This is a genomic window from Actinomadura sp. KC216 (assembly GCF_004348535.1).
Lineage (GTDB): Bacteria > Actinomycetota > Actinomycetes > Streptosporangiales > Streptosporangiaceae > Spirillospora.
In genome coordinates this window covers 1-20,321 of the sequence record NZ_SMJX01000095.1, presented here as the reverse complement: position 1 = coordinate 20,321, position 20,321 = coordinate 1, and the positions used below count along the sequence as shown (strand labels likewise).

The 20,321-nt window shown below is 70.5% G+C and carries 27 protein-coding genes; 19 read left to right on the top strand and 8 right to left on the bottom strand.

Annotated features, from left to right (window positions below):
* The first annotated feature begins 25 nt into the window (after positions 1-25).
* From E1264_RS18475 to E1264_RS18405, 17 genes are all read left to right on the top strand, one after another.
* Positions 26-766 carry a hypothetical protein gene (locus E1264_RS18475; RefSeq protein WP_132175095.1) on the top strand — a complete coding sequence of 247 codons (741 nt, stop codon included), beginning with the start codon at positions 26-28 and terminating at the stop codon, positions 764-766.
* A 27-nt stretch (positions 767-793) separates the two neighbouring features.
* Positions 794-1,795, top strand: coding sequence for a major capsid protein (locus E1264_RS18470; RefSeq protein WP_132175093.1), 1,002 nt, complete (start codon positions 794-796; stop codon positions 1,793-1,795).
* 15 nt (positions 1,796-1,810) lie between these two features.
* The gene (locus tag E1264_RS18465) at positions 1,811-2,191 is read left to right on the top strand and encodes a hypothetical protein (RefSeq protein ID WP_132175091.1); all 381 of its coding nucleotides are present in this window, start codon (positions 1,811-1,813) and stop codon (positions 2,189-2,191) included.
* Complete coding sequence (locus E1264_RS18460) at positions 2,188-2,748, top strand: hypothetical protein (RefSeq protein WP_132175089.1); 561 nt, start codon at positions 2,188-2,190, stop codon at positions 2,746-2,748. Before E1264_RS18465 ends, E1264_RS18460 begins: the two co-directional genes overlap by 4 nt.
* A gap of 1 nt (position 2,749) precedes the next feature.
* Positions 2,750-3,142 (top strand): hypothetical protein, encoded by a 393-nt coding sequence (locus E1264_RS18455; RefSeq protein ID WP_132175087.1) that lies wholly within the window; start codon positions 2,750-2,752, stop codon positions 3,140-3,142.
* A gap of 1 nt (position 3,143) precedes the next feature.
* The gene (locus E1264_RS18450; protein WP_132175085.1) at positions 3,144-3,686 is read left to right on the top strand and encodes a hypothetical protein; all 543 of its coding nucleotides are present in this window, start codon (positions 3,144-3,146) and stop codon (positions 3,684-3,686) included.
* A gap of 9 nt (positions 3,687-3,695) precedes the next feature.
* Entirely contained in the window at positions 3,696-3,929 is a 234-nt protein-coding gene (locus tag E1264_RS18445) for a hypothetical protein (RefSeq protein ID WP_132175083.1), read from the top strand.
* Positions 3,929-4,915 (top strand): phage tail tube protein, encoded by a 987-nt coding sequence (locus E1264_RS18440; RefSeq protein ID WP_132175081.1) that lies wholly within the window; start codon positions 3,929-3,931, stop codon positions 4,913-4,915. The genes E1264_RS18445 and E1264_RS18440 overlap by 1 nt, the downstream gene beginning before the upstream one ends.
* Before the next feature lie 22 nt (positions 4,916-4,937).
* Complete coding sequence (locus tag E1264_RS43465) at positions 4,938-5,387, top strand: hypothetical protein (protein WP_165964238.1); 450 nt, start codon at positions 4,938-4,940, stop codon at positions 5,385-5,387.
* Between the two features lie 126 nt (positions 5,388-5,513).
* Positions 5,514-5,948: a hypothetical protein gene (locus tag E1264_RS18430; RefSeq protein ID WP_132175079.1), complete on the top strand. Its 435-nt coding sequence runs from the start codon at positions 5,514-5,516 to the stop codon at positions 5,946-5,948.
* On the top strand, positions 5,938-8,259 hold the full coding sequence (locus E1264_RS18425; protein WP_132175077.1) for a hypothetical protein: 2,322 nt from the start codon (positions 5,938-5,940) through the stop codon (positions 8,257-8,259). Before E1264_RS18430 ends, E1264_RS18425 begins: the two co-directional genes overlap by 11 nt.
* Complete coding sequence (locus E1264_RS18420) at positions 8,259-10,895, top strand: hypothetical protein (protein ID WP_132175075.1); 2,637 nt, start codon at positions 8,259-8,261, stop codon at positions 10,893-10,895. Before E1264_RS18425 ends, E1264_RS18420 begins: the two co-directional genes overlap by 1 nt.
* Before the next feature lie 4 nt (positions 10,896-10,899).
* Positions 10,900-12,066, top strand: a complete 1,167-nt coding sequence (locus E1264_RS18415) for a hypothetical protein (RefSeq protein WP_132175073.1) — start codon at positions 10,900-10,902, stop codon at positions 12,064-12,066.
* Positions 12,067-12,116: 50 nt separating this feature from the next.
* Entirely contained in the window at positions 12,117-13,289 is a 1,173-nt protein-coding gene (locus tag E1264_RS43460) for a hypothetical protein (RefSeq protein WP_165964237.1), read from the top strand.
* Between the two features lie 3 nt (positions 13,290-13,292).
* Complete coding sequence (locus tag E1264_RS43455) at positions 13,293-13,565, top strand: hypothetical protein (protein WP_165964236.1); 273 nt, start codon at positions 13,293-13,295, stop codon at positions 13,563-13,565.
* Positions 13,562-14,326, top strand: coding sequence for a peptidoglycan-binding protein (locus tag E1264_RS45375; protein ID WP_165964235.1), 765 nt, complete (start codon positions 13,562-13,564; stop codon positions 14,324-14,326). Before E1264_RS43455 ends, E1264_RS45375 begins: the two co-directional genes overlap by 4 nt.
* Positions 14,327-14,416: 90 nt before the next feature.
* Complete coding sequence (locus tag E1264_RS18405; RefSeq protein WP_132175069.1) at positions 14,417-14,668, top strand: hypothetical protein; 252 nt, start codon at positions 14,417-14,419, stop codon at positions 14,666-14,668.
* A 125-nt stretch (positions 14,669-14,793) separates the two neighbouring features.
* On the opposite strand, the gene E1264_RS18400 is transcribed toward E1264_RS18405, so the two are convergent.
* On the bottom strand, positions 14,794-15,279 hold the full coding sequence (locus E1264_RS18400) for a hypothetical protein (protein ID WP_132175068.1): 486 nt from the start codon (positions 15,277-15,279) through the stop codon (positions 14,794-14,796).
* Positions 15,280-15,481: 202 nt separating this feature from the next.
* On the bottom strand, positions 15,482-15,685 hold the full coding sequence (locus E1264_RS18395) for a hypothetical protein (RefSeq protein WP_132175066.1): 204 nt from the start codon (positions 15,683-15,685) through the stop codon (positions 15,482-15,484).
* A gap of 232 nt (positions 15,686-15,917) precedes the next feature.
* On the opposite strand from E1264_RS18395, the gene E1264_RS18390 reads away from it, so the two are divergent.
* Positions 15,918-16,163, top strand: coding sequence for a GntR family transcriptional regulator (locus tag E1264_RS18390; RefSeq protein ID WP_243711006.1), 246 nt, complete (start codon positions 15,918-15,920; stop codon positions 16,161-16,163).
* Here E1264_RS18390 and E1264_RS18385 read toward each other — a convergent pair.
* The 6 genes from E1264_RS18385 to E1264_RS43450 all read right to left on the bottom strand — a co-directional run bounded on the left by E1264_RS18385 (position 16,154) and on the right by E1264_RS43450 (position 18,731).
* Entirely contained in the window at positions 16,154-16,423 is a 270-nt protein-coding gene (locus E1264_RS18385) for a hypothetical protein (RefSeq protein WP_132175062.1), read from the bottom strand. The genes E1264_RS18390 and E1264_RS18385 overlap by 10 nt on opposite strands.
* Positions 16,424-16,484: 61 nt before the next feature.
* A complete protein-coding gene (locus E1264_RS18380; RefSeq protein ID WP_132175060.1) occupies positions 16,485-17,330 on the bottom strand; it encodes a helix-turn-helix transcriptional regulator in 846 nt (281 codons plus the stop codon).
* A gap of 3 nt (positions 17,331-17,333) precedes the next feature.
* Positions 17,334-17,834, bottom strand: a complete 501-nt coding sequence (locus tag E1264_RS18375) for a DUF6879 family protein (RefSeq protein WP_132175058.1) — start codon at positions 17,832-17,834, stop codon at positions 17,334-17,336.
* Positions 17,812-18,057, bottom strand: a complete 246-nt coding sequence (locus tag E1264_RS18370; protein ID WP_132175056.1) for a hypothetical protein — start codon at positions 18,055-18,057, stop codon at positions 17,812-17,814. Before E1264_RS18370 ends, E1264_RS18375 begins: the two co-directional genes overlap by 23 nt.
* Positions 18,058-18,123: 66 nt before the next feature.
* On the bottom strand, positions 18,124-18,507 hold the full coding sequence (locus tag E1264_RS18365) for a hypothetical protein (protein ID WP_132175054.1): 384 nt from the start codon (positions 18,505-18,507) through the stop codon (positions 18,124-18,126).
* Between the two features lie 50 nt (positions 18,508-18,557).
* The gene (locus E1264_RS43450; protein ID WP_165964234.1) at positions 18,558-18,731 is read right to left on the bottom strand and encodes a hypothetical protein; all 174 of its coding nucleotides are present in this window, start codon (positions 18,729-18,731) and stop codon (positions 18,558-18,560) included.
* Between the two features lie 27 nt (positions 18,732-18,758).
* On the opposite strand from E1264_RS43450, the gene E1264_RS18360 reads away from it, so the two are divergent.
* Positions 18,759-20,183, top strand: a complete 1,425-nt coding sequence (locus E1264_RS18360) for a recombinase family protein (RefSeq protein ID WP_165964233.1) — start codon at positions 18,759-18,761, stop codon at positions 20,181-20,183.
* The last annotated feature ends 138 nt before the right edge of the window (positions 20,184-20,321 follow it).

Here is a 20,321-nt window from a genome sequence, read left to right as displayed (position 1 = left end):
CCACACCAGCCCCTGGAGGGCAACCATGCAGTACAGCACCCTGCCGACGGCGCCCGGCGCGCTCCTCGGCTACCGCAAGAACGGCCAGCCCATCCACCTCATCGCCGGTGGCGACGAGACCGGCCAGCAGGGCCAGGGCGACGCCGCACAGAACAGCCCCGGCAACGGCCAGGACACCCAGAACGGCGGGCAGGCACCGCCGGACACCGGGACCACCCAGACCGCTGGCACCGGGCAGCAGGCACCCGCCGAAGGCGACGTGTCGTCCCTGCCCGAATGGGCGCAGAAGGCGCTCCGCGACGCGCGAGCGGACGCGGGCAAGTCCCGCACCACGGCCAAGCAGAAGGCCGCCGATGAGGCCCGGCAGGACCTGGCCCAGCAGATCGGCAAGGCCCTCGGACTGGTGAAGGACGGCGACGACGCCCCCGACCCGGCCAAGCTCGCCGAGCAGCTCACAGGGGCGCAGGAAGAGGGGCGGCAGGCGCGCGTCGAGCTAGCCGTGTACAAGGCGGCGGGCAAGAACGGCGGCGACCCCGAGGCGCTCCTCGACTCCCGCGCCTTCGTCAAGCAACTCGCCGACATCGACCCCACCGACGGCAAGAAGGTCGCGGAGCTGATCAAGAAGGCCGTCGAGTCCAACCCCAACCTTGCCGCCCGGACCGCGCCACGCGCCGGCGGCACCGACATGGGCGGCGGGGCACCCCCGCCCGCCAGACAACGACCCAGCTCACTGCACGGCGCTATCAAGGGCGCCCTCGGCAGCTGAGCCAGCACATCCTGAAGGAGGATCACCGTGCCCGTCACTCTGGCCCAAGCGGCGATCAATACCCAGTCGGACGTCGACTACGCGGTGATCGACAACCTGCGCCGCTACTCGTGGCTGCTCGACCAGATCGTCTGGGACGACACCGTCACCCCCGGCACCGGGGCCGCCAGCCTCAACTACGCCTACACGCGGCTCGTCACCGCCGCGTCGGCGTCGTTCCGCGCCTACAACACCGAGTTCACGCCCGGGCAGGCCACCCGGTCCCGGCAGTCCGTGGACCTCAAGCCGCTCGGCGGGGCGTTCAGCGTGGACCGCGTCCTGGCGAACCTGGGCGACTCGGCGACGAACGAAGTGTCGTTCCAGATGCAGCAACTCCTCACCGCGACGCGAACCCGCATCCAGCAGGAGATGATCCTGGGCGACACCGCCGTCGACGCCAACGGCTTCGACGGCCTGTCCAAGTCGCTGACGGGCACCACCACCGAGAAGACCGCGACCGTCGCGGACTGGACGGCGGCGACCGTCATCACCCAGCCGCTGGCCATGGCCCGCCTGGACGAAGTCGACGAGTGGCTGTCGCGGCTCGTCCCCTCCCACGTCGGCGGCGGCGACCAGGGCGCCCCGGGCGCACTGCCGCCCGGCCGGAAGGCCCTCATCGGCAACACCAAGATGATCACCCGGTTCCGGGCGCTGGCCCGCTGGGCGGCCCTGTACACGCAGGAGAAGGACGACCTCGGCCGCAAGATCGAGATGTACGGCGACTGGGTCCTGGTCGACATCGGCGACCGCGCCGACGGCGCCTCCCCGATCATCCCCATGACGGGCAACGCCACGGACCTGTACGCCGTCACGTTCGGGCTGGACGCCTTCCACGGCGCATCCATGGCCGGCCGGGAGCTGGTCCGGACGTGGCTGCCGGACTTCACCACCGCCGGTGCGGTCAAGACGGGCGAGGTCGAGATGGGGCCGGGCGCGATGGTGCTGAAGAACACCAAGTCCGCCGGGGTTCTCCGGTCGATCACGGTCTAGTAAGGAGACCCGCAGATGGCGAAGTACAAGGTGACCACCCCGGCGGCCGGGCACACGGGCCTGGTCGGCAAGGTCCACTTCGTGGACGGTGCGGCGGAGGTGGACGGCGACGCGAACCCGGCGGAGCTGGCCTACTTCCGCGCGCAGGGCTACGGCGTGGAAGAAGTCAGCCCACGGCCGGACGCTCCGGCCGAGGCCACGGAGACGGGCCCGTTCGACCCGTCCAAGCGCGACGTCCAGGCCGTCCTGCTCTACCTGGATGGCGCGGGCGAGGCCGAGGCCCTCCGCGTCCTGGACGCCGAGGCCGACGGCAAGGCCCGCAAGGGAATCCTCGACCACCGTGACGAGATCCTCACCCGCGAGCGCGAGGCCGAGGAGAAGGAGACCGCGAAGTGAGCCAGCTCGGCGGATACACCGGCATCCCCCGCGATGCCCTCGCGCACCTGTCGGCGGGCAACACCTTCGCCCGCTACAACATCCCCCGCGCGCCCATCGACGCCGGGGACGTCGCGATCGGCGCGTCCGGCGTCATGCTGTCCACCCCGATCTTCCTCGGGGCCGGGGAGACCGTCACCAGCCTGACGTTCCGCTCCGGCGCGACGGCGCTGGCGACGGGCACGGCGCACTGGTTCGCGCTCTACAGCCCCGACAGCACCCCGGCGCTGATCGCGCAGACCGCCGACCAGGGAAACGCGGCGTGGGCGGCCAACACAACCAAGACGCTGGCGCTGTCGTCCCCGCAGACCCTCGCCCGGTCGGGGTTCTACTGGGCTGCGGTCATGGTGGCGGCGTCCACGGTCCCGACGCTGGTCGGGGCCCGGTACTTCCCGGCGATGGTCTCCGGGGAGCGAAACCTGGCGCAGACGTCGGGAGCGGCGCTGACCACCACGGCGCCGGCGACGATCGCGTCGCCGACGGCGGTGCATTTCGTGCCGGTCTGCGTGGCGACCTGACATGTCGTACGCGACGGTCGTGGAGCTGACTGCGCATCTCGGGTACGCGCCCGAGGGTGCGCAGCGGCTCCTCGACCGTGCGTCGCGGGACGTGGACCGGGCGCTGCTGTGCTCGGTGTACGACGCGACCGACACGGCCGTCACCGACGCGCTGAAGGCCGCGACGCTGGAGCAGGTCGCCTATCAGCTCACCATCGGGAACGTGGACGGCATCGCCCACGGGATGCAGCCCGGCGTGCCGACCGGTTCGTCTGCCGGGGCGGTGGACCTGTCGCGGGGCACGTCGGTGGGTGGCGCGTCGGCTGGGCTGCCGTGGCTGGCTGATCAGGCGTTCGTCGAGCTTCAGCGGGCCGGGCTGACCGGTCAGGGTCCACTCACGTACCTGGGCGGCTGACGTGGCGACACGACGCGACATCCGGGACGGTGTCGCGCGGTTCTTCGGCGGCGCGACATACGACAGCACGGCGCGGATCTACCGGCCGACGCCGCTCGTCGCGTCCGGGCTGGCGGGTGTCCGGCCGTACTGGACGACGCGCTTCCAAGATCAGGACTACACGGCGACCCTCGCGGACGGCCGGGGGATGGGCGGCGTCATGTCCATCCACATCGCGAACGACTCCGAGCGCCGCATCGCTCTCGGCGGGCCGACTGGCGGGTTCAAGTCCCGGCCGGTGGCGCTGGAGTTGTGGGTGTGGCACATGGCCCGCACGCCCGCGACGGAGGACGCGCAGGCCGACCTGGACGACCTGCTCGACGCGATCGTCGAGCGGATCCACACGGATCGGACGCTCGGCGGCGCCGTGGTGGAGGCCGGGGAGTCCCAGCGCGGCATCCAGCGGGCTACGGCCGCCGTCCCGCAGGAGGAGCCCGGGACCCCTCCCACGGTTCGCCAGGAGGCTGTCATCTCGCTGGACGCGACCGTCTACCCGCAGGCATAGGAGCAGCAGGTGAAGGCCACCTTCAACGGCGTCGTGACGACCACGTACGCCGAGTACATCGACGCCGAGCACGGCCGGACGCTAGTCGCCGAGCCCGGCGAGACCTACGACATCCGGCAGGCCGACGGCGTCACCCGCCCCGGCCTGGACGGTGAGCACGAGCCCGCCGTCCTGCCGCTGCCGCCGGACGACCGCTGGACGCCCGTCAAGGCGCCGGCCGCGAAGAAGAAGGAGCTGGACTGATGGCGGTCACGCCGGGCGCGCGGAGCGCATTCGGGATCGGCCGGGAGACGACGCCGGGCACGCCCGTCACGGCGACCTACTTCCCGCCGCTCAGCAAGCTGGACCCCACCGACAAGCCCGAATACCTGGTCGATGAGGGCTACCGGGGCAGCATGGCGTCGCAGTACGGCGGCGTCCTCGGCCCCGCCGTCAGCGAGCTGGAGTTCGAGGGGCCGGGGTTCGTGGACGCCCTGGGCGCGCTGCTGCACAACGTGCTCGGCGACTACTCCGTCGGCGCGGCGGTCAGCGGCGTGTTCCCCCACACCTTCGGCCTGCTGAACTCCGGCACGGGACAGCCGCCGTCGCACACGTTCATCGACTCGCAGCAGCTCACCGCGTCCACGGGCGCACGCGTGTACCCCGGCGCGGCGATCTCAGAGCTGACGCTCAGCGGCAACGCTGAGGGCCTGTTCGAGGTCAGCGGCAAGGCGACCGCCTACCCGTCCGCGGCGGCCGGGTCGGCGATGACGAACACCCCGACGTCGGAGTCGATCATTCCGGCGTGGCGGTCCACGGTGTCCATCGCCGGGTCGCCCGCGACGAACGTGAGCGAGTGGAGCGTCAGCCTGGAGCGGGAGCTGATGGTGGCGCACACCGCCGACGGCTCCCAGGGCCCGTACACCATCGGCCGCGGCCCCCTGAAGGTGTCCGGCAAGCTCACGTTCATCGCGCTGGACGAGTCCCCGCTGATCACGGGCCTGCTCACCAACCAGCAGCCCGCCCTGGTCATCACCGTCAACAACGGCGGCTCGACGGGCGCACTGCGGGAGATCGCCATCACCTGCACGAAGGCCGCCTACCAGGACGCCGCGCAGAAGCGCGACACGCTCCTCGGCTGGGACGTCAACTTCGCCGCCATGGCCAACGCCACCGACGCCGCCGCATCGGGCGGACTGTCGCCCGTGAAGGCCGTGCTCAAGAACCTCGTGGCCGACTACGCCGCCTAACGCACAGAAAGAGGTCGCCCCCATGCAGACCACCACCATCCGCGTCACCCTCCCCGAGCACCCCGAGCACCCCGGCGTCGAGCAGTGGGCGGAGCTCCGCGCCGCGTCCCTCATGCGCGCCGGGGACGCCAAAGCGATCCGCAAGGCCGTCCGGCTCCACTTCGCCAAGGACGGCGACCACTGGGACGGCACCTTCTCCGTAGGCGACGACGACGACCGCACGGACGCGCTCCTTGCTCGCGTGATCGTGGCCTGGTCGTACGACCTGCCCCTCCCGGTCGCCGACCCCGCGTCGCTGGACGAGATCCCCGTGGACGCGTGGGACGCGCTCCGCGAGGCCGTGAAGCCGCACCGGGAGGCGCTGGATTTCACCCGGAAGCCGACCGAGCAGCAGCAGCCCGACGGCTCCTCAAGCTCAAGAACCGACTCCGAGGCAAGCACGTCCCCGGACACGAGCCCGACGACGACCTGATCGAGGCCGCCCGGTACGTCGGCTATGCGCAGGCGTTCGGGTGGACACCCGACCAAGTCGACGCGCTGCCGCTCGACGTCGAGCCGTGGCTCATCCCCGTACACAACCTGATCCAGGAGGTGCAGGATGAGTCCCAGCGGCGACAGGCTCCGCCAGATGGCAGACCGGGCGGACCTGGGGGCTAGGGCTGCCGCGGGCGCGATGGCCCGTGAGGCGCAGCAGGGGATCAAGGAGACCCTCCGCAAGCGCGGCCACGCGCGTGGGACGCCGACCCCGTCACCGCCCGGCCAGCCGCCCGCGCGGATCTCCGGGCGCCTCCACGACCGGATCATCATCGTCCCAGCGCGGCAGGCCGGCGCGCACCGGTTCGTCGCGGCTACCGGGCCGTCGGACGTGCCCTATGCGCGGATCCAGGAGCGCGGCGGCATCGCCGGACGCAATCACGCGTCGGTGCTGCCGCCGCGCCCTTACGTGCTGCCGACCGTGAGCGCGTTGCGGGCGTCCGGCCGCCTCCGCGAGGTGTCCGTGCGGGCGTTCGAGGCGGTCGTGCATGGCCGATGAGCTCCCCGACGTAGTCGAGCGGTTCGTCGCGGACGTCGGCGACTACGTCCGGAACCTGGAGCGCGCGGCCCGCGAGGCGGACCAGTTCGCCGACCAGAACACCGAAGCGCGCGACGCCGTCCGGCGGATGGGCCACGAAGCGCAGCAGGCCGCCGAGCGTGCCGCACGCGCGCAGGCCGAGGCTGCCCGGGAGGCCGAGCGGCTCGCCGAAGGGCAGGGCGACGCCGAGCAGGCCGCCCGCGCCGCCGCCCGCGCACAGCGGGAGCTGGAGCGCGCCGAGATCGCGCAGACCCGAGCGGCACGCGCCGCAGCCCGCCAGGCCGACGAAGAGGCCGACCAGTATCGGCAGCTCGCCCGCGACGCGGCCCGCGCCGCCGCGGCGCAGCGCCTCGCGCAGCTCCGCGCGTCCGGGCAGATCCGCGAACACAACCAGCTGCTGACGCGACTCAGGCAGGAGTACAGCGACTTCGGCGACGACTCCAGCGGCACCTTCCGCGAAATCGAGTCACGCGCCAGGCAGACCTTCAACAACTTCCGCAACTCCGGCGTCACCAACATCAACGCCGTGAAGGCCGCGATCGTGCTGCTCCCCACGGCGGCGGCGGTCGCCGCCGGCGCCATCACCCTCGGCATGGGCGGCGCGATCGCGGCCGTCGCGATCAAGGCGCAGGCCGAGAACGAGAAAGTCAAGGAGTCCTACTCCGACCTGAAGAAGCACGTCGTGACCGAACTGCGCGGCTGGTCGCGGCCCTACGAGCAGACGCTTCTCGACATCTCCCGGTTCGGGCGCCGCACCTTCGACGCGTTCGAGACCGATCTGCGCGCAGCGTTCGCCGAAACGGCACCGGCCGTCTCGGACTTCTTCGATGAGGCATCCTCCGCCGCCGAGCAGTTCGCGCCCGTCCTTCGGAACGTCTCCCGCGGCTTCAACGCCATCCTCGACGACCTCGGCCCCCGGATGGATGACATCCTCGGGAACCTCGCCACCGGCCTGGACGAGCTCGCCGAAGCTGCCGAACGGAACCCCGAGCAGTTCGGGCAGCTCCTACAGGACATCTCCGAGCTGGCGAAGCTCGCCGGTCAACTGTCCGGGATCCTCGCGTCCCTGTCGGGCGGGTTCCATGACGTTTCCCAGGTCCTCGGATTCTTCGGTGACATCCTCGGCCCGCTGGCGCCGATGCTGGAGGAGCTCGCAAAGAGCTTCCTCGCATTCTCCAACCCGATCAGTTCGCTGGCCTACGGGGGCCGGAAGGTAAAAGAGGCTTTCGACGAGATCGGGATCGGCGCGGAGAAGACGTCGACCTACATGGCGCGCGTCGACCGGTCGACGCGAGGGGCCGCGCAGGCCGCCGACCAGGCCAACAATGCGCAGACCCGGTCCGGCATCCTGATGAAGCTCGCCAGCCAGGAGGCCGACAAGCTGAAGGCGAGCCTGGACGCTCTCGCCGGGAAAGAGCTGACCTCGCGGGACGCCGCGGCCCAGTACGGCGCTGCCGTCATCGAAATGACGAAGACGTTGAAGGAGAACGGGAAGGCGCACGGATTCGCGACAACGAAGGGCATTGAAAACGAGCAAGCCCTCACGCGAATGGCCAGGGCCGCGCAGGACAACGCGGTTGCGCTGCGTGACAACGGCGCGAGCGCGAAAGAAGTCGCGAAGTTCATGGAGGGCGCACGGAAGAAATTCGTGCAGTCCGCCATCGCCGCCGGATACAGCAAGAGCGAGGCGAACAAACTTGCCGACGAGCTGTACGGCGTCCGGACGGCCGCGAACTCCATCCCGAAGAAGAAGCACACGAAGGTCACCGCCGACACTGAGTCCGCCAGATCCAGCGTCTGGGAGTTCATCCACTGGGTTGGCCGGCAGGTCGGGCGCATCCGTATCTCGGCGCTGTGGGGGCGCGCAGAGGGCGGACCGGTGCCCGGCTTCGCCGATGGCGGCATGGCGCAGGCGGCACGCCGTATCTCCGGGAGCATCGTCCGCGGCGCCGGGACGGGCACATCGGACTCGATCCTCGCCCGCCTGTCCAACGGCGAGTTCGTGAGCACGGCGCGGGCTACGAAGATGTTCGGGCCGGTGCTGGCGATGATGAACCGCGTTGCCGCGGGCGCCGGCGCCTCGATGTCTACCGCGCCGATGCCTGCGCTCCCGCGCGGTATGGGCGGCGGGACCACGATCGTGCAGCACATCACGAACGTGCACGTGGCCGGGGCGGTGTGGTCTGAGCGCGAGCTGTTCGACGTCGTACAGCGGCAAGCCGCCCGCAACAACATCCGCAACCCCGGCCTCGCGCAGTTCGGCGGCCGGTGATGGCGTTCAGCATCCCCGACGACTGGACCGGGTCGGGCGGCCGGGACGACGTGCAGATCAGCGTGCAGCCCACGGCCGGTAACTGGCTCGTCGCCACCGTCTCCTACCGGGCCATCGACGGCACGGAGCCGCTCGCCAGCGTGGCGGACATGGCGATGAACTGGTGGGTTCTGCTCGGCTCGGCGAGCGACCCGGCGACGGGGACGCGGGTGGAGGTGTGGGCGTGCCCCGCCGTGGACTACGCCTCGTTCCCGCTCGACATCGTGTACACGGCGATCAGCCACATCCATGCGGACGACGTCGGGTCGGTGTGCGTCAACGTCGCCGAGGTCGCCGGGTTCGTCAACAACTTCCCCACGGTCGTCTCCGTGACGCCGCTCACGGCCGCGGCCGCGACGTCGTTCTCCATCCCGATGCCCGCCCCGGGCAAGCCGGTGTGGGTCCTCGCCGCGGCGGCGACGGACAACACGGCGGTCGCGGTGACGCCGCCCGGCGTGGGCTGGGGGACGCTCACCGCCGTGCAGCGCGACGACCCGGACCTTGTGCTCGTCCCGGCGTGGACGGCCGTCAGCACGACGATCACGCCGTCCTGGTCGACCGGCAGCGCCGTCAACTGGACGGGCGTCGTAGTCGCGGTCGCGGAGACCGGCGACGTGTGGCCACAGCCGAACAACAACTGGCCCGCCACGCGGCTGCAGCTCGGCCCGTCGGTGGGGCAGGAAACGCCGCTGCCGCGCGTCACCTGGGTCGACCAGACCGAACGGTTCCACGCGCTGGCTGGAGCACAGCGCGGCATCCAGTACGAACTGGGCCGCCCGCAGTCGGGGAAGGCGACCCTCACCCTGGCGAACTTTGACGACGGGATCACCCCGGAGGCGGCGGGAACGTACGACCTGTACACCCCGTATCAGCTGCTCATGGCCTGGAACGGCAAGGTCTACCCCGTCTCGTCCGGGTACGTGGAGCAGTGGCAGCGCCGATGGGCCGACCCCCATCACGGGTATGTGGACGGGGAGTGCGTGGACGCGCTCGCCACCCTCGTGCAGACCGTCCCGACGCCCCTGCGTGGCGAATACCTCCGCCACGCCCCCACGCATTACTGGCCGCTCGCGGACCCGTCCGGCTCCACGAGCGCCGCCAACATCTCCGGACGCAGCCTCACCCTGCTGAACCCCACCCAGTCCAAGTACGGCACCTCCGACGCGACCGCGGACTTCGGTGCCCAGACCGATATCCCCGGAGATCCCGGAAGCGGCTGGCAGCAGCAGGGCCTGGTCCCCGCCGACACCAAGAAGGGCTTCGCGCTCGTCGGCGAGGGCGCCGACTTCCCGGCGTTGTCCGGCGGCGTCACGATCTTCGGCATCGCCGATATCCCGCAGGACTTGAGCACACAGCCCACCTCCGGCATCACCCTGTGCATCCTCCGTTCCGGCGATGCCCGCAACGGCACCGTGATCAAGTTCGCCCTCAATTCCGAGTTCGGGTTCACCTTCGTCACCGTGTGGGACAAGGACACCGGCGTAGCCACCACCACGAACGGCATATGGAACTGGCCGCGCCCGGGCCCGATCCCGTGGGCGCTCAGGTTCAACCGCACCGGCTGGCGCGCCACCTTCCAAAATCTGAGCCCTAACCAGTACTCCGGCACGTGCGACCTCCCCGACACCTTCAGCAAGATCAATTTCGGTGGCGAGGCCGACGAGATATACAACGGCAACAGCGGCAACGTCACCCACTCCCATCTGGCGATCTTCGACCGCGAATTGACTGACGGCGAGGTCACGCAACTACTGCTCGGCAAAGCCTTCATCGGCTGGCGCAGCCAGGAAGGAACCCACCAGCGGATACAGCGGTTCGCGGCCACCGCGCAGGCATCCACCCCCCGCGCGCTGGACTTCTCCGCGACCGCCGGCTCCGCTGACGCGACCACGGCCGCCCTCGCCGAGCGGGCCGCGGACTACGCCGACCAGGACACGGGCCTGCTGTTCGGCGACGCCGCCGGATACCTGCGGCTCCGGACGAACTCCCGCACCAACCGGCAGGCGGTCCGGTGGGTTCTCGGCGACGACACGGCGAACGGCGAAATTCCCTTCCAACCGGACGCCGCACCCGCCATGGGCCCCGCGTTCCTGTTCAACCGCGTCGAGATCAACAATTCCCAAGAGGCCAACCTCGGTGGAACGACGCAGTTCTTCAACACCGCCTACAACGACACCACCCACACCGCCGTGGACGCCGCATCGGGCACGCGGTACGGGTGGCGACCCCTGGAAAGGGCAACGCACCTGTACTCCCCGGCGGACGCGTTCGGGCTCGCGCACTGGCTCCTCGCCCAGTACAAGACGCCGCGGCACCGGTTCGAGGCCGTGACCGTGGACGCCAAGGCGTTCCCGGCCGCGTGGCCGCTCGTCCTCGGGGTGGAGGTCGGGGACCTCGTGGACGTTGTGCGGCGCCCTGTCGGCCAGGCCGCCGTCCGAGTCGCCTGCCGGGTCATGTCCGTCCGACACGACATCCAGAACGGGCGAGGACGGACCCGCGCGCAGGTCACCCTGACCCTCGCGGCGGCGCCTCCGCCGGTGCTGCTGCTCGGCTCGGCGACCAAGGGCCGCCTCGGCGACAACACGATCGGCTGGTGACGGGGTGCTGCTGACGATGCCGTCCGGGCTGGCGCTTCTCGCGCCGATCACCACGCCCACGACATGGAACGAGCTCGGCCCGGCGGCCGCGGGGACCGCCGTGACCGCGAGCACCCTTGAGCGGAACATCTCGTCGGCCGTCGCCTACCATCGCCGCCCCGCGATGTTCCAGGGCGTGGGGTCCGGCGCGCAGAGCATCCCGACCACCACGTGGACGTCGATCAATCTGGCCGAGGTGATTGACCTGCACGCCGGGCATTCCGACGACGCGAACCCGTCCCGGGTTCTCGCCGACTTCACGGCCAGCTTTGATGACTGGTATCTGTGCACGGGCATGGTTCCGCTGGCCGCGTCCGTCGCGGGGCGGGTCGGTATCGCCGGGCTCCTGGTGAACGGGACCACGCGCTTTGAGGGCGGGAAGCTGGCACTGGGGATCAGCCACGCGACGACGATGATGGTGTGCGACCTGGTCCACCTTGAGGCGCTCGACTACCTCCAGCTCCAGGTGTGGCAGAACTCCGGCGGCGCCGTCCTGACCGAGAACACGACCACCAAGAAATCTCAGCTCACCCTGCGCTGGGCGACGTCCGCCGCCGGGGACACGGTCGCGACGCCGAGCGTCCCGCGGACGTGGACGGCCGATGACCTGCTGACGGCGGACTCGGCCGGCGCCGGACAGGTGCCGCTGAACACGCATGTCCGGGACGTGATCAGGTGGCTGCGGTTCCCGCCCGCGGCTCGCCTGGACAGCCAGGGGACGGCGCAGACGATCCCGTCCGGCTCCGGCTCGTGGACGAGCGTGAACATGACGAGCGAGCAGTTGGACAACTACGGCGGCCACGACAACGGAGTGAACCCGTCCCGGTACGTGTGCCAGCGCGCGGGCCTGTACTTCGTGCACGGCGTCTCCTCGCTCGCTGACCCTCTCGGCGCAGCCGGGTACCGGGCCTCCCGGCTCGCCGTCAACGGCACCCGCTTCTACGGCGGGACGTCCACGATCCCAGCGACCGGCACGACGGCCGGATCCGCCACCGCCGTATCGGCGCACATCCGGCTGCGGGTCGGGGACTACGTGGAGCTCCAGGCGCAGCAGACGCACGGGTCGGCGCTGGCGGTGTCATCTGGCGCGGCGTCCGCGTCCCGGCTGGTCGTGCTCTGGCGGGGCCTGTAATGGCCCTGCTGGGCACGGCGACCGTCACGGCCGGTAGCACCGTCGGCAGCGTGACACTGGCAACCGCGGCGCCCGCCGGGACGACGGTCGTCCTGACCGTCGCCTGGAGCAACGACGCCCCGACGATCCCGACGATCGTCTCCGTCACCGATTCGCGCGGCAACAGCTACACCGTTGACACGTCGGCCGGGACCGGCAACGGCACCGTGTCCTGCGCGATCATCTCCGCCCGGGTGACGTCCGCGCTGAAGGTCGGCGACACGATCACCGTCACCATCGGCGCGAACCGGCAACGCTGGTGTTTGCAAGCCGACGGGTTCCCCGGCTTCCTGGCCGCCGTGCTCGACCGCACCGGCGTCAACCACACGCCAGCCGTGTCGGCCGCCATGTCCACCGGCCTCACTGCGGCGACCCGGTCGGCGAACGAACTCGTCGTCGCCTGCTACGGGTTCGGGCGCGGCGGCCTGGCCACCAGCACCCTGGACCCCGGCTGGTCCGGCACCGCCTTCGTGACCACGGCGGCCGGGTCGGTCGACCGGGCGTTGCAGATGGGCTACAAGACCGTCACCGCGACCGGTACGCAGCAGGGCACCGCCACCCTGTCGTTGCCCGCCGCGTATTCGGGGTGCATCGCGACCTACGCGCTCACCGAGCTGGCCGCCGCGGCGCCGGAAGTCCCGGCGTTCCTGCCCGGCGTTCCCGTCGGCACGGTGCCGGACGTCTTCAACGATCTGATCCGCGACCCGCTGACGGCGGTCCTCGCCCCGCCGGTCTTCCGCGCCCGCCGCACGACCGCGCTCGCCGTCACGGAGAACCTGGTCCAGGCCATCGCGTGGAACGTCGCCGGGATCGATGAAGACCCGTACGAGGGCTGGGACTCCGGGAACCCCACCCGCTGGGTGGTGCCGGACGGCTGGTCCGGCTGGTGGCACGCCACCGCCACGGTGTCCCTGTCCGGCACGGGCGCGTCCGGGCTCATCCTCATCCCGAGCATCGCCGTCAACCAGAGCGGCGGCGGCAACACGCTGATCTTGGAGGGCCAGGAGCCTCTCGTCGCCACCGGCGCCGGGGTCAAGCTCGCGGCGGGCGAATGGTGGGTGTACGCGCGCGAGGACGACGTGATCGAGCTCGATCTCTACTACTCGTCCGAGTCCACGATCACGGCGGTCGACATCACGCCGGGCCAAGAGTGCCGGCTCGAACTCGTATGGGACGGAGTGTGACGCATGGAGCTGGTCGCGATTGTGGCGGGGGCCGTGCTCGGCGGATCCGGTGGCGTGTATGCCCTGGTGCGGCTGCTGCGCGGGGCGTGGCGGGTGAACCGCCGCATCGTCCGCATCGCCGACGCCGTGACGGAGTTGTCCCCGAACTCCGGCCACAGCATCAAGGACCAGGTGACGGAGACCGCGAGGATCGCGGCGCGGACCGAGAGCGATGTCAAGAAGCTCCGCCGGGACCTGGCCGACCACATCCGCAACCACCCTGGGAGGCAGGAGTGACCTACACCGTCGCGGCCGCGATCAAGGCGGCCACCGGACAGATCGGATACCGCGAGTCCGGCAACAACAAGACCAGGTTCAACACCTGGCTCGGGTCGATCCCCGGCTATCCGCACGGCGGCTACGGCTACCCGTGGTGCCAGTCGTTCCAATCCTGGGTGGCCGATGAGGCGGGCGGCGAAGCGGGCAAGGACTACCCGAAGACGGCCGGGTGCGCGAGCGCCGTCGCCTGGTTCAAGAAGCACGGCCGGTGGAGTTCCTCGCCGCACGTGGGCGACATGGTGTTCTACGGCCCCACCGGCAGCACCCACGTGGAGCTCGTCGTCGGCGTGTCCGCGCACTCGATCACGACCGTGGGCGGGAACACGTCAGGGTCGCTGGATGGCCGGTACTACAACGGCGACGGCGTCTACCGGAAGACCGTGAGCCGCTCGTCGGAGCGGATCTACGGGTACGGCCGCCCGGCCTACGACGGCAGCAGCGCGCCCGCCCCGGCCCCGAAGCCGCCCGCCGTGCCGTCGAAGAACCCGCCCGCCTGGCCGGGCCGGTACATCACCCAGCCCCCGATGATGCGCGGCGATGACGTGATGGCGTGGCAGCGGCGAATGCGGATGCGCGGGTGGAGCATCGCCGCCGACGGCGTGTACGGCCCGGACAGCGAAGACGTCTGCCGGGCCTTCCAGAAAGAGAAGCGCCTCGCCGTGGACGGCGTCGTCGGCCCGAAGACCTGGGCGGCGGCATGGACCGCCCCCATTACCTGACCATCACTTCGGCGCCTGCCGAAGTGATCGCCTGACCTGCCTTTTCAGGGTCAACCCTGAAAACCCCCCCCGTGACCCCAAGGAGGTCGCATGTACACCAGCATCATCCGCACCGTCGTACCCATGGTCGTCGCGCTCATCCTCGGCCAGGCCGCCCGCATCGGCCTGAACCTGGATGAGGGCGCCGTGACGTCCATCGTCACCGCCGTCATCGGCGCCGCCTACTACGGCCTCGCCCGGCTGATCGAAGAGCACTACCCGGCGGCCGGTCGGGTGCTGCTGTCGCTCGGCCTCACGAGCAAGGCGCCGGAGTACATCACGCCGTACCGGCCGCACCGATAGGCTGGCACGACAGGTCTTCGATTAGCCCCAATCGAGTGCGCCACCGGCGCGGCTTCGGCCAAGGGGCAACGCAGAGGAACGCCCGCTCTTCCTTCGGGAAGGCGGGCGTTCCGTTCGTCTGGGGGCTAGGCGTGCCCGGCCTCGACCCCTTCAATGAACATGTCGACGATCTGGGCCGGTGACATGTGTCGGAACTGCGGGACCCGCGACATTGCGGTGAGGGCGCTAACCCCCAGCTGGAATGAGGCGTTGATCGCGCCCGGGATGTCCATGCCGTGGGCCACCTGGCGCGCTTCCTCGTGGCTGCGCTTCACCGCGCTGGCGAGGGTGACGACGCCTTCCCACGACCCCTCGCCCACGTCGGGAATCAGGATCACGCCGGGCTGCGGTGTCAGGTTTTGCAAGGCTTGCTGGAACGGGATCCCCCTGGCCTGAGCGATCATCTCCGTCGCGGTGAGCGCCACGTAGACGAAGCCCTCGACGAGCCGGGGCATCTCGTCACGGTCGACGGCGGCTTCAAGGAGACGCTCCTCCTCGGCGGCGTCCCCGTGTAGATGCGCCGCCGTGATCCGGAGCCCCTCTTCGAAGCGTTCGGCTTCCTCGGGTGTCATGCGATTTCCCCCTGTAAAGGACATTGGCTATGCGCGTTGCTGGTCGCGGCGCTTGAGCTCCCCGTGCGCTTCAGCGCTTGGCTTCCGACGGTCGCGCGTTCGTAATTCTGCCTGCTCTGGGGAGCGGTCTGAACGCTTCCAGGTGGGAAGGGCGGCGCGGCCGGGACACGGGGGACGGTTCCACCGGCGGCGCCGCCCCCAGCTACTCGGCCGCCCGACGCTCCCGCTCCCGCCGACGCGTCGCCGCCCGCTGCATCATGTTTCCGTACGCCGCGAGTTGATCCGGGTTCTCGCGCTCGCCGCGGTAGTACTGCGATTCCGGCACCACCGCGTCCAACGTCGCGGTGAAGACGGCGAGCATCTCCCCGAGGTCTCGAGCGTGCTCGCGCTCCTCTTCAGGCGTCATCGCACCCACCCGAGGGCGCACCGGCCGCGTGACGTGACTGGTTAGGGGACAGCACATCCACGCGACCGGCGCGCGTCAGGCCGCACGGCCCCTGCCGGTCGGATCCCGGGGTGTCCGGGCAGGCGGCAGCGCGACGTTCAGAGGTGGTGATGTACATGTCACTGCCTGTCCCCGCTTGTATACGCCCATGCGGGGACGGGGAGCAACGGGCTGGCACGTCTACGTTGCGGAGGTGACCAGCGTGGACCTGTTGGGGCCCGACCCGATCTATCAGCAGATCGCAGCCGTGATCACGGCGCGGATCAAGGACGGGACGTACCCGCCGAACCGGCAAATCCCCTCCGAGGCCGCGATCTGCGACGAGTTCGACGTCAGCCGGAAGACCGCCCGGGAGGCCGTCCGCGCGCTCCGGGAGGCGGGGCTCGTCCGCACCGTGCGCGGCAAAGGCACCTACGTGCTCGGCCCGGATCAAGACTGAACCCGCCCGCCGACCACTACCGCCGTGTCGATGATCCGGTCGGCCTCCGCGATCGGCTCGTTCTTCGAGTCCCAGAACCACAGCCGGTCGTTGTCGGACGGGCGCGGCGCGCACGTGACGGTCTCGCGTCCGCCCGGACCGGCGACCCTGATCTCGACGTCCCGCAGCTCGGCGGAGACGCCGTCGTACACCCTCAGGCGGTACTCCAGCGCCCGGAGCTGCTCGTGCCTCTGCATCTCGATGCCGGTGGGGAGGGCCATGGACGTGACGCTAAGCAGCGCGAATGTGACCGGTCTACGAGTGTGCAGATGTGTGCAGCAACTAGGCGAGCGCCACGAGGGCCTCACCGATCAGCGCCCTCGCCCGGTCCCCGTAGACGGCCATGCTCGCGAGCATCTCGAACGCCTCGCCGTACTGCCGAACCTCGGCCGGCGCCGTGACGTTCAGCGCGCCGGACACGAACTCCGCGGCCACCAGCTCGTCATCGAACATGAAGAACATCTCCACCGGCCGCAAGGTCACCCGGTCGGCATCCAGCGGGATCACCCCGAGCGACACGGCCGGGAGATCCATCACCGCGAGCAGATGCTCCAACTGCGCCCGCAGGACGTCCCGCCCGCCGATCCGGTATCGCAGGGCCGCCTCTTCGAGCAGGATCGCGAACCGCTGGCCGGGCCGGTGGATCACGTCCTGCTTGGCGACGCGGACGGCGGTGGCCTCCTCCACGTCATCGGCCAGGCCCCGCCGGGCCCGGGTCGCGTCGAGTAGCGCACGGATGTACGGCTCAGCCTGTACCGGCCCGGGAATCAACCAGCTCGAATAGATGCGGAACCGGCGCGTCCGCTCCCACAGCGGCACGACGGACTCCTGCGCCTGGCGGAGTCCGGCGCGCTCCATCCGCCGCCACTCCGTCCACATGGAGTCGCTGGCGACGAGCGCGGCGACGAGCTCCTCCGCCTCACCGTCAGCACCGCATGCCCGGCACCATGCGCGGATGTCGTCGGCGGACGGTGCGGTGACCCCGTGTTCGAGCTTGCTCACCTTCGTGCGATGCCACCCCGCCGCGGCCGCCAGCTGGACACCGGTCACACCCGCCGCCACCCGGATCTCCCGGAGTCGGTCCGCGAGACCCTGTCGGGCAGCCTGCGCGCTGGATGCCGTCGGCACGGCCTAGACCCGATACGCCTCGTGGTCGGTGCCCAGCTCCCACACCGCGGAGAAAGCATCCACGCACAACCTGGCGGTGTCCGGGTCGGTGACCAGCTCCCGCCCGGCGACCTCGCCGTCACCGGTGTAGTGGCTGAACAGCACCCGGTCGCCGTCCACGATCCAGCAGTCCGTGCCCGGCAGCGCCAGCCTGGCCGCGCGCGGGCGCGGCAGCCACCGCACCCGCTCGCCCGCGGCGACGATCCCTGCGGTGGTGGCGTGCTCGAACCGGATGTAGTCGCTGACCGGTTCGCTGACGACCCGGGCTCGCTGCACCTGCACTCCGCGGCCAGTCACCTCGCGGATCAGGTCCGGCCACGCCGACGGCTCCGCGTACTCCTCGAACTTCCCGGCCTGCCACGCCTGATACCAGGGGTCGGACGTCATGTAGCCGTCCCGCATCTCCAGCCGCCGCGCGCTGCGCTTCGCCGCGGCAACGAACTCAACCGGCGTCGGCGCCACCATCAGCCTCCCGGAAGAACTCCGCCATGTCCGCAGGAAACCGGATCAGGGTCTCGCCCGGCGGGACGGCGTCCTTCCCCGCCGCGGGGAGCAGCTCGTCCCGGACGAGAGCCTCATCCACCCGGTACCCCTGCATGAAGTACTCGCCGGTCTCCTCGTGCTGCCACAGCGTCGGACTGTCCCCGTGGGGCGAACCCGCCCATTTCCCGATGTACCGGTACGCCACTACGGCCTCCCTGGTGTGCGCGTGGGACCAGAGCGTCACCCGGCCGTGCACGCAGCGTCAAGCCGATCAGGTCACATCGTGATCCAGACACCAGGTCGAAATCTTCAGGGCACCGGTCGCCGCCCGGACATCGCCCGCGCTCGTCCCGTCCGACTCGTACGCCGCGGCGATCTCCCGCAGAGCGGCCTGGTCACTCGACCCCGCCGCCTCCACCGCGTCGTTTGCCGCCCGCCACGACGCTTCGCCCTTGCCGCCCATGGACTTCTTCGCGGCAACGCACGCCCGGATCGTCGCTTGGTCCCAGCCCGCCGCCTCTGGCGACCGCGAGAACGCGACCGCCACCACGACCACAGCCGCGACAAGGATGACGATCGCCGCGGCGATGCTCACGATCGCGCCCACGGGCAGGCCGGCGCGGCGGCGCGGGGGATGCTGCTGATACATGCTCATCGGACGGGCAATCCCCGCGGATGGAGCACCGGCCGTCCGAGACCGGCCACTCACCACAGGTCCGACAGGATGATCCCGGCTGCCAACAGGGCGCAGATGAAGAGAAGGCCCGCGGCGTCCCGGCGCAGTTGCTCGCCGACGCTCGGCCGCGCGGGCGGGCGGGAATCATCGTCGTAGTAGAAGACGTACAGAGTAGGTGTCTTCTTACCTTTGGGAGTGCTCATAGGCCAGAAGGTACCTATACTTTCGCCATGTCGTCCATGCCGCAGAACGCAGGAATCTACTGCCGCCTGTCCTACGCCCCAGATGGCTCTCTCGAAAAGGTCGAGCGGCAGGAAGCCGACGCCCGGCGCGTCGCGGACCGTCTCGCCTGGCCGATCAGCGAGAGGCACGTCTTCCATGACAACAACCGCAGCGCGTGGCAGCGCGGACGGAAACGCCCCGGGTGGGACGCCATGCTCGCCGCGATCGACGCCGGCGAGATGGACGCGATCATCGTCTACCACGGCGACCGGCTCATCCGGCAGCCCTACGACCTGGAGACGCTGCTGAACATCAGCGACTCCAAGGGCGTGCGCCTTGCCTCGGTGTCCGGCGTCCGGAACCTGGACAGCCCAGACGACCGGTTCATCCTGCGGATCGAGGCGGCGCAGGCGTGCCGGGCCTCCGATGACACCTCGCGGCGGGTCCGGCGGGGCTGGGAGGCTCGCGCCAGGGCAGGCCGGCCGATCGGCGGCGGGAAGCGCGCGTTCGGGTTCGAGCCGGACAACGAGACTCGCCGGGAGTCGGAGTGCGCAATCCTTGCCGAGGCGGCGGAGCGCCTGCTCGCCGGACAGACTGAAGGCGGGGTGCTGCGGTGGATGGACACCGTCTGCACCACCACACAGGGCAACCAGTGGGTGGGGAAGGCGCTCAAGAACCTGATGATGGCGCCGCGAGTCGCCGGTCTCATCCACTATCAGGGCGTGTATTACAAGGCCACGTGGGACCCGATCATCTCACCGGAGACGTGGGAGGACCTGAAGCTGCTGTTTCAGCAGCGGTCGGAGGAGTTCGGGTACGCGGGCCGGGAGCGCAAGCATCTGCTGTCCGGGGTGGCGAGGTGCCCGTCCGGGCACGGGCTGCGGTCGAAGCCTGCCGGGGGGCGGAATCGTCCGACGACGCGGATCTACTGGTGCGCGGTCCGGAAGTGCCCGACGAGCGTGGGCCGGGACATGGAGTTGCTCGACGCTTACGTCGAAGGCCGCGTGTTGGCGTTGCTGAACGATGAGAAGTTCCTCGCTGAGCTGCATGCGGCTGACCCGTCGGTGGCGAAGGAGCTCGCCCAGTTGGAGCGCCGCAAGGCCGACGCCGCCCGGCAGCTGGAGGAGCTCGTGGACAACCCGGACGTGGACGCCGGGATCGTGGCCCGCTCCTTGGCCGGGTTCGAGCGGAAGATCCGCAAGCTACGGGACCAGGCCGAGGCGTCGGACCGTCGCCGTCTGCTGCGCCGGTTCGCGGGGATCGAGCGGGAGGCGTGGGAGGACCTGTCGGTGGACGTCCGGTCCAGCGTTGTCGCGGCGACGTACCGGATCACGGTGAAGCCCACGACTAGGCGGGGCCCCGGGTTCGATCCGTCGGCGGTCGACATGGTGCGGCTGCCGTTGGATGACCCGGGGCCAGCGCCGGTCAGCTGAGGCAGGCGGCCCGGACGTCGACGATGCCGAGCGCGGCCAGGAGCAGCAGGCATCTGTCCTCGCCCGGCTCGTCCGGCGGCCGGGGCGGCGGGGTGTCCGGTGGGGCCGTGGGCGGGCCGGTGGATGGCGGGTCCGCGG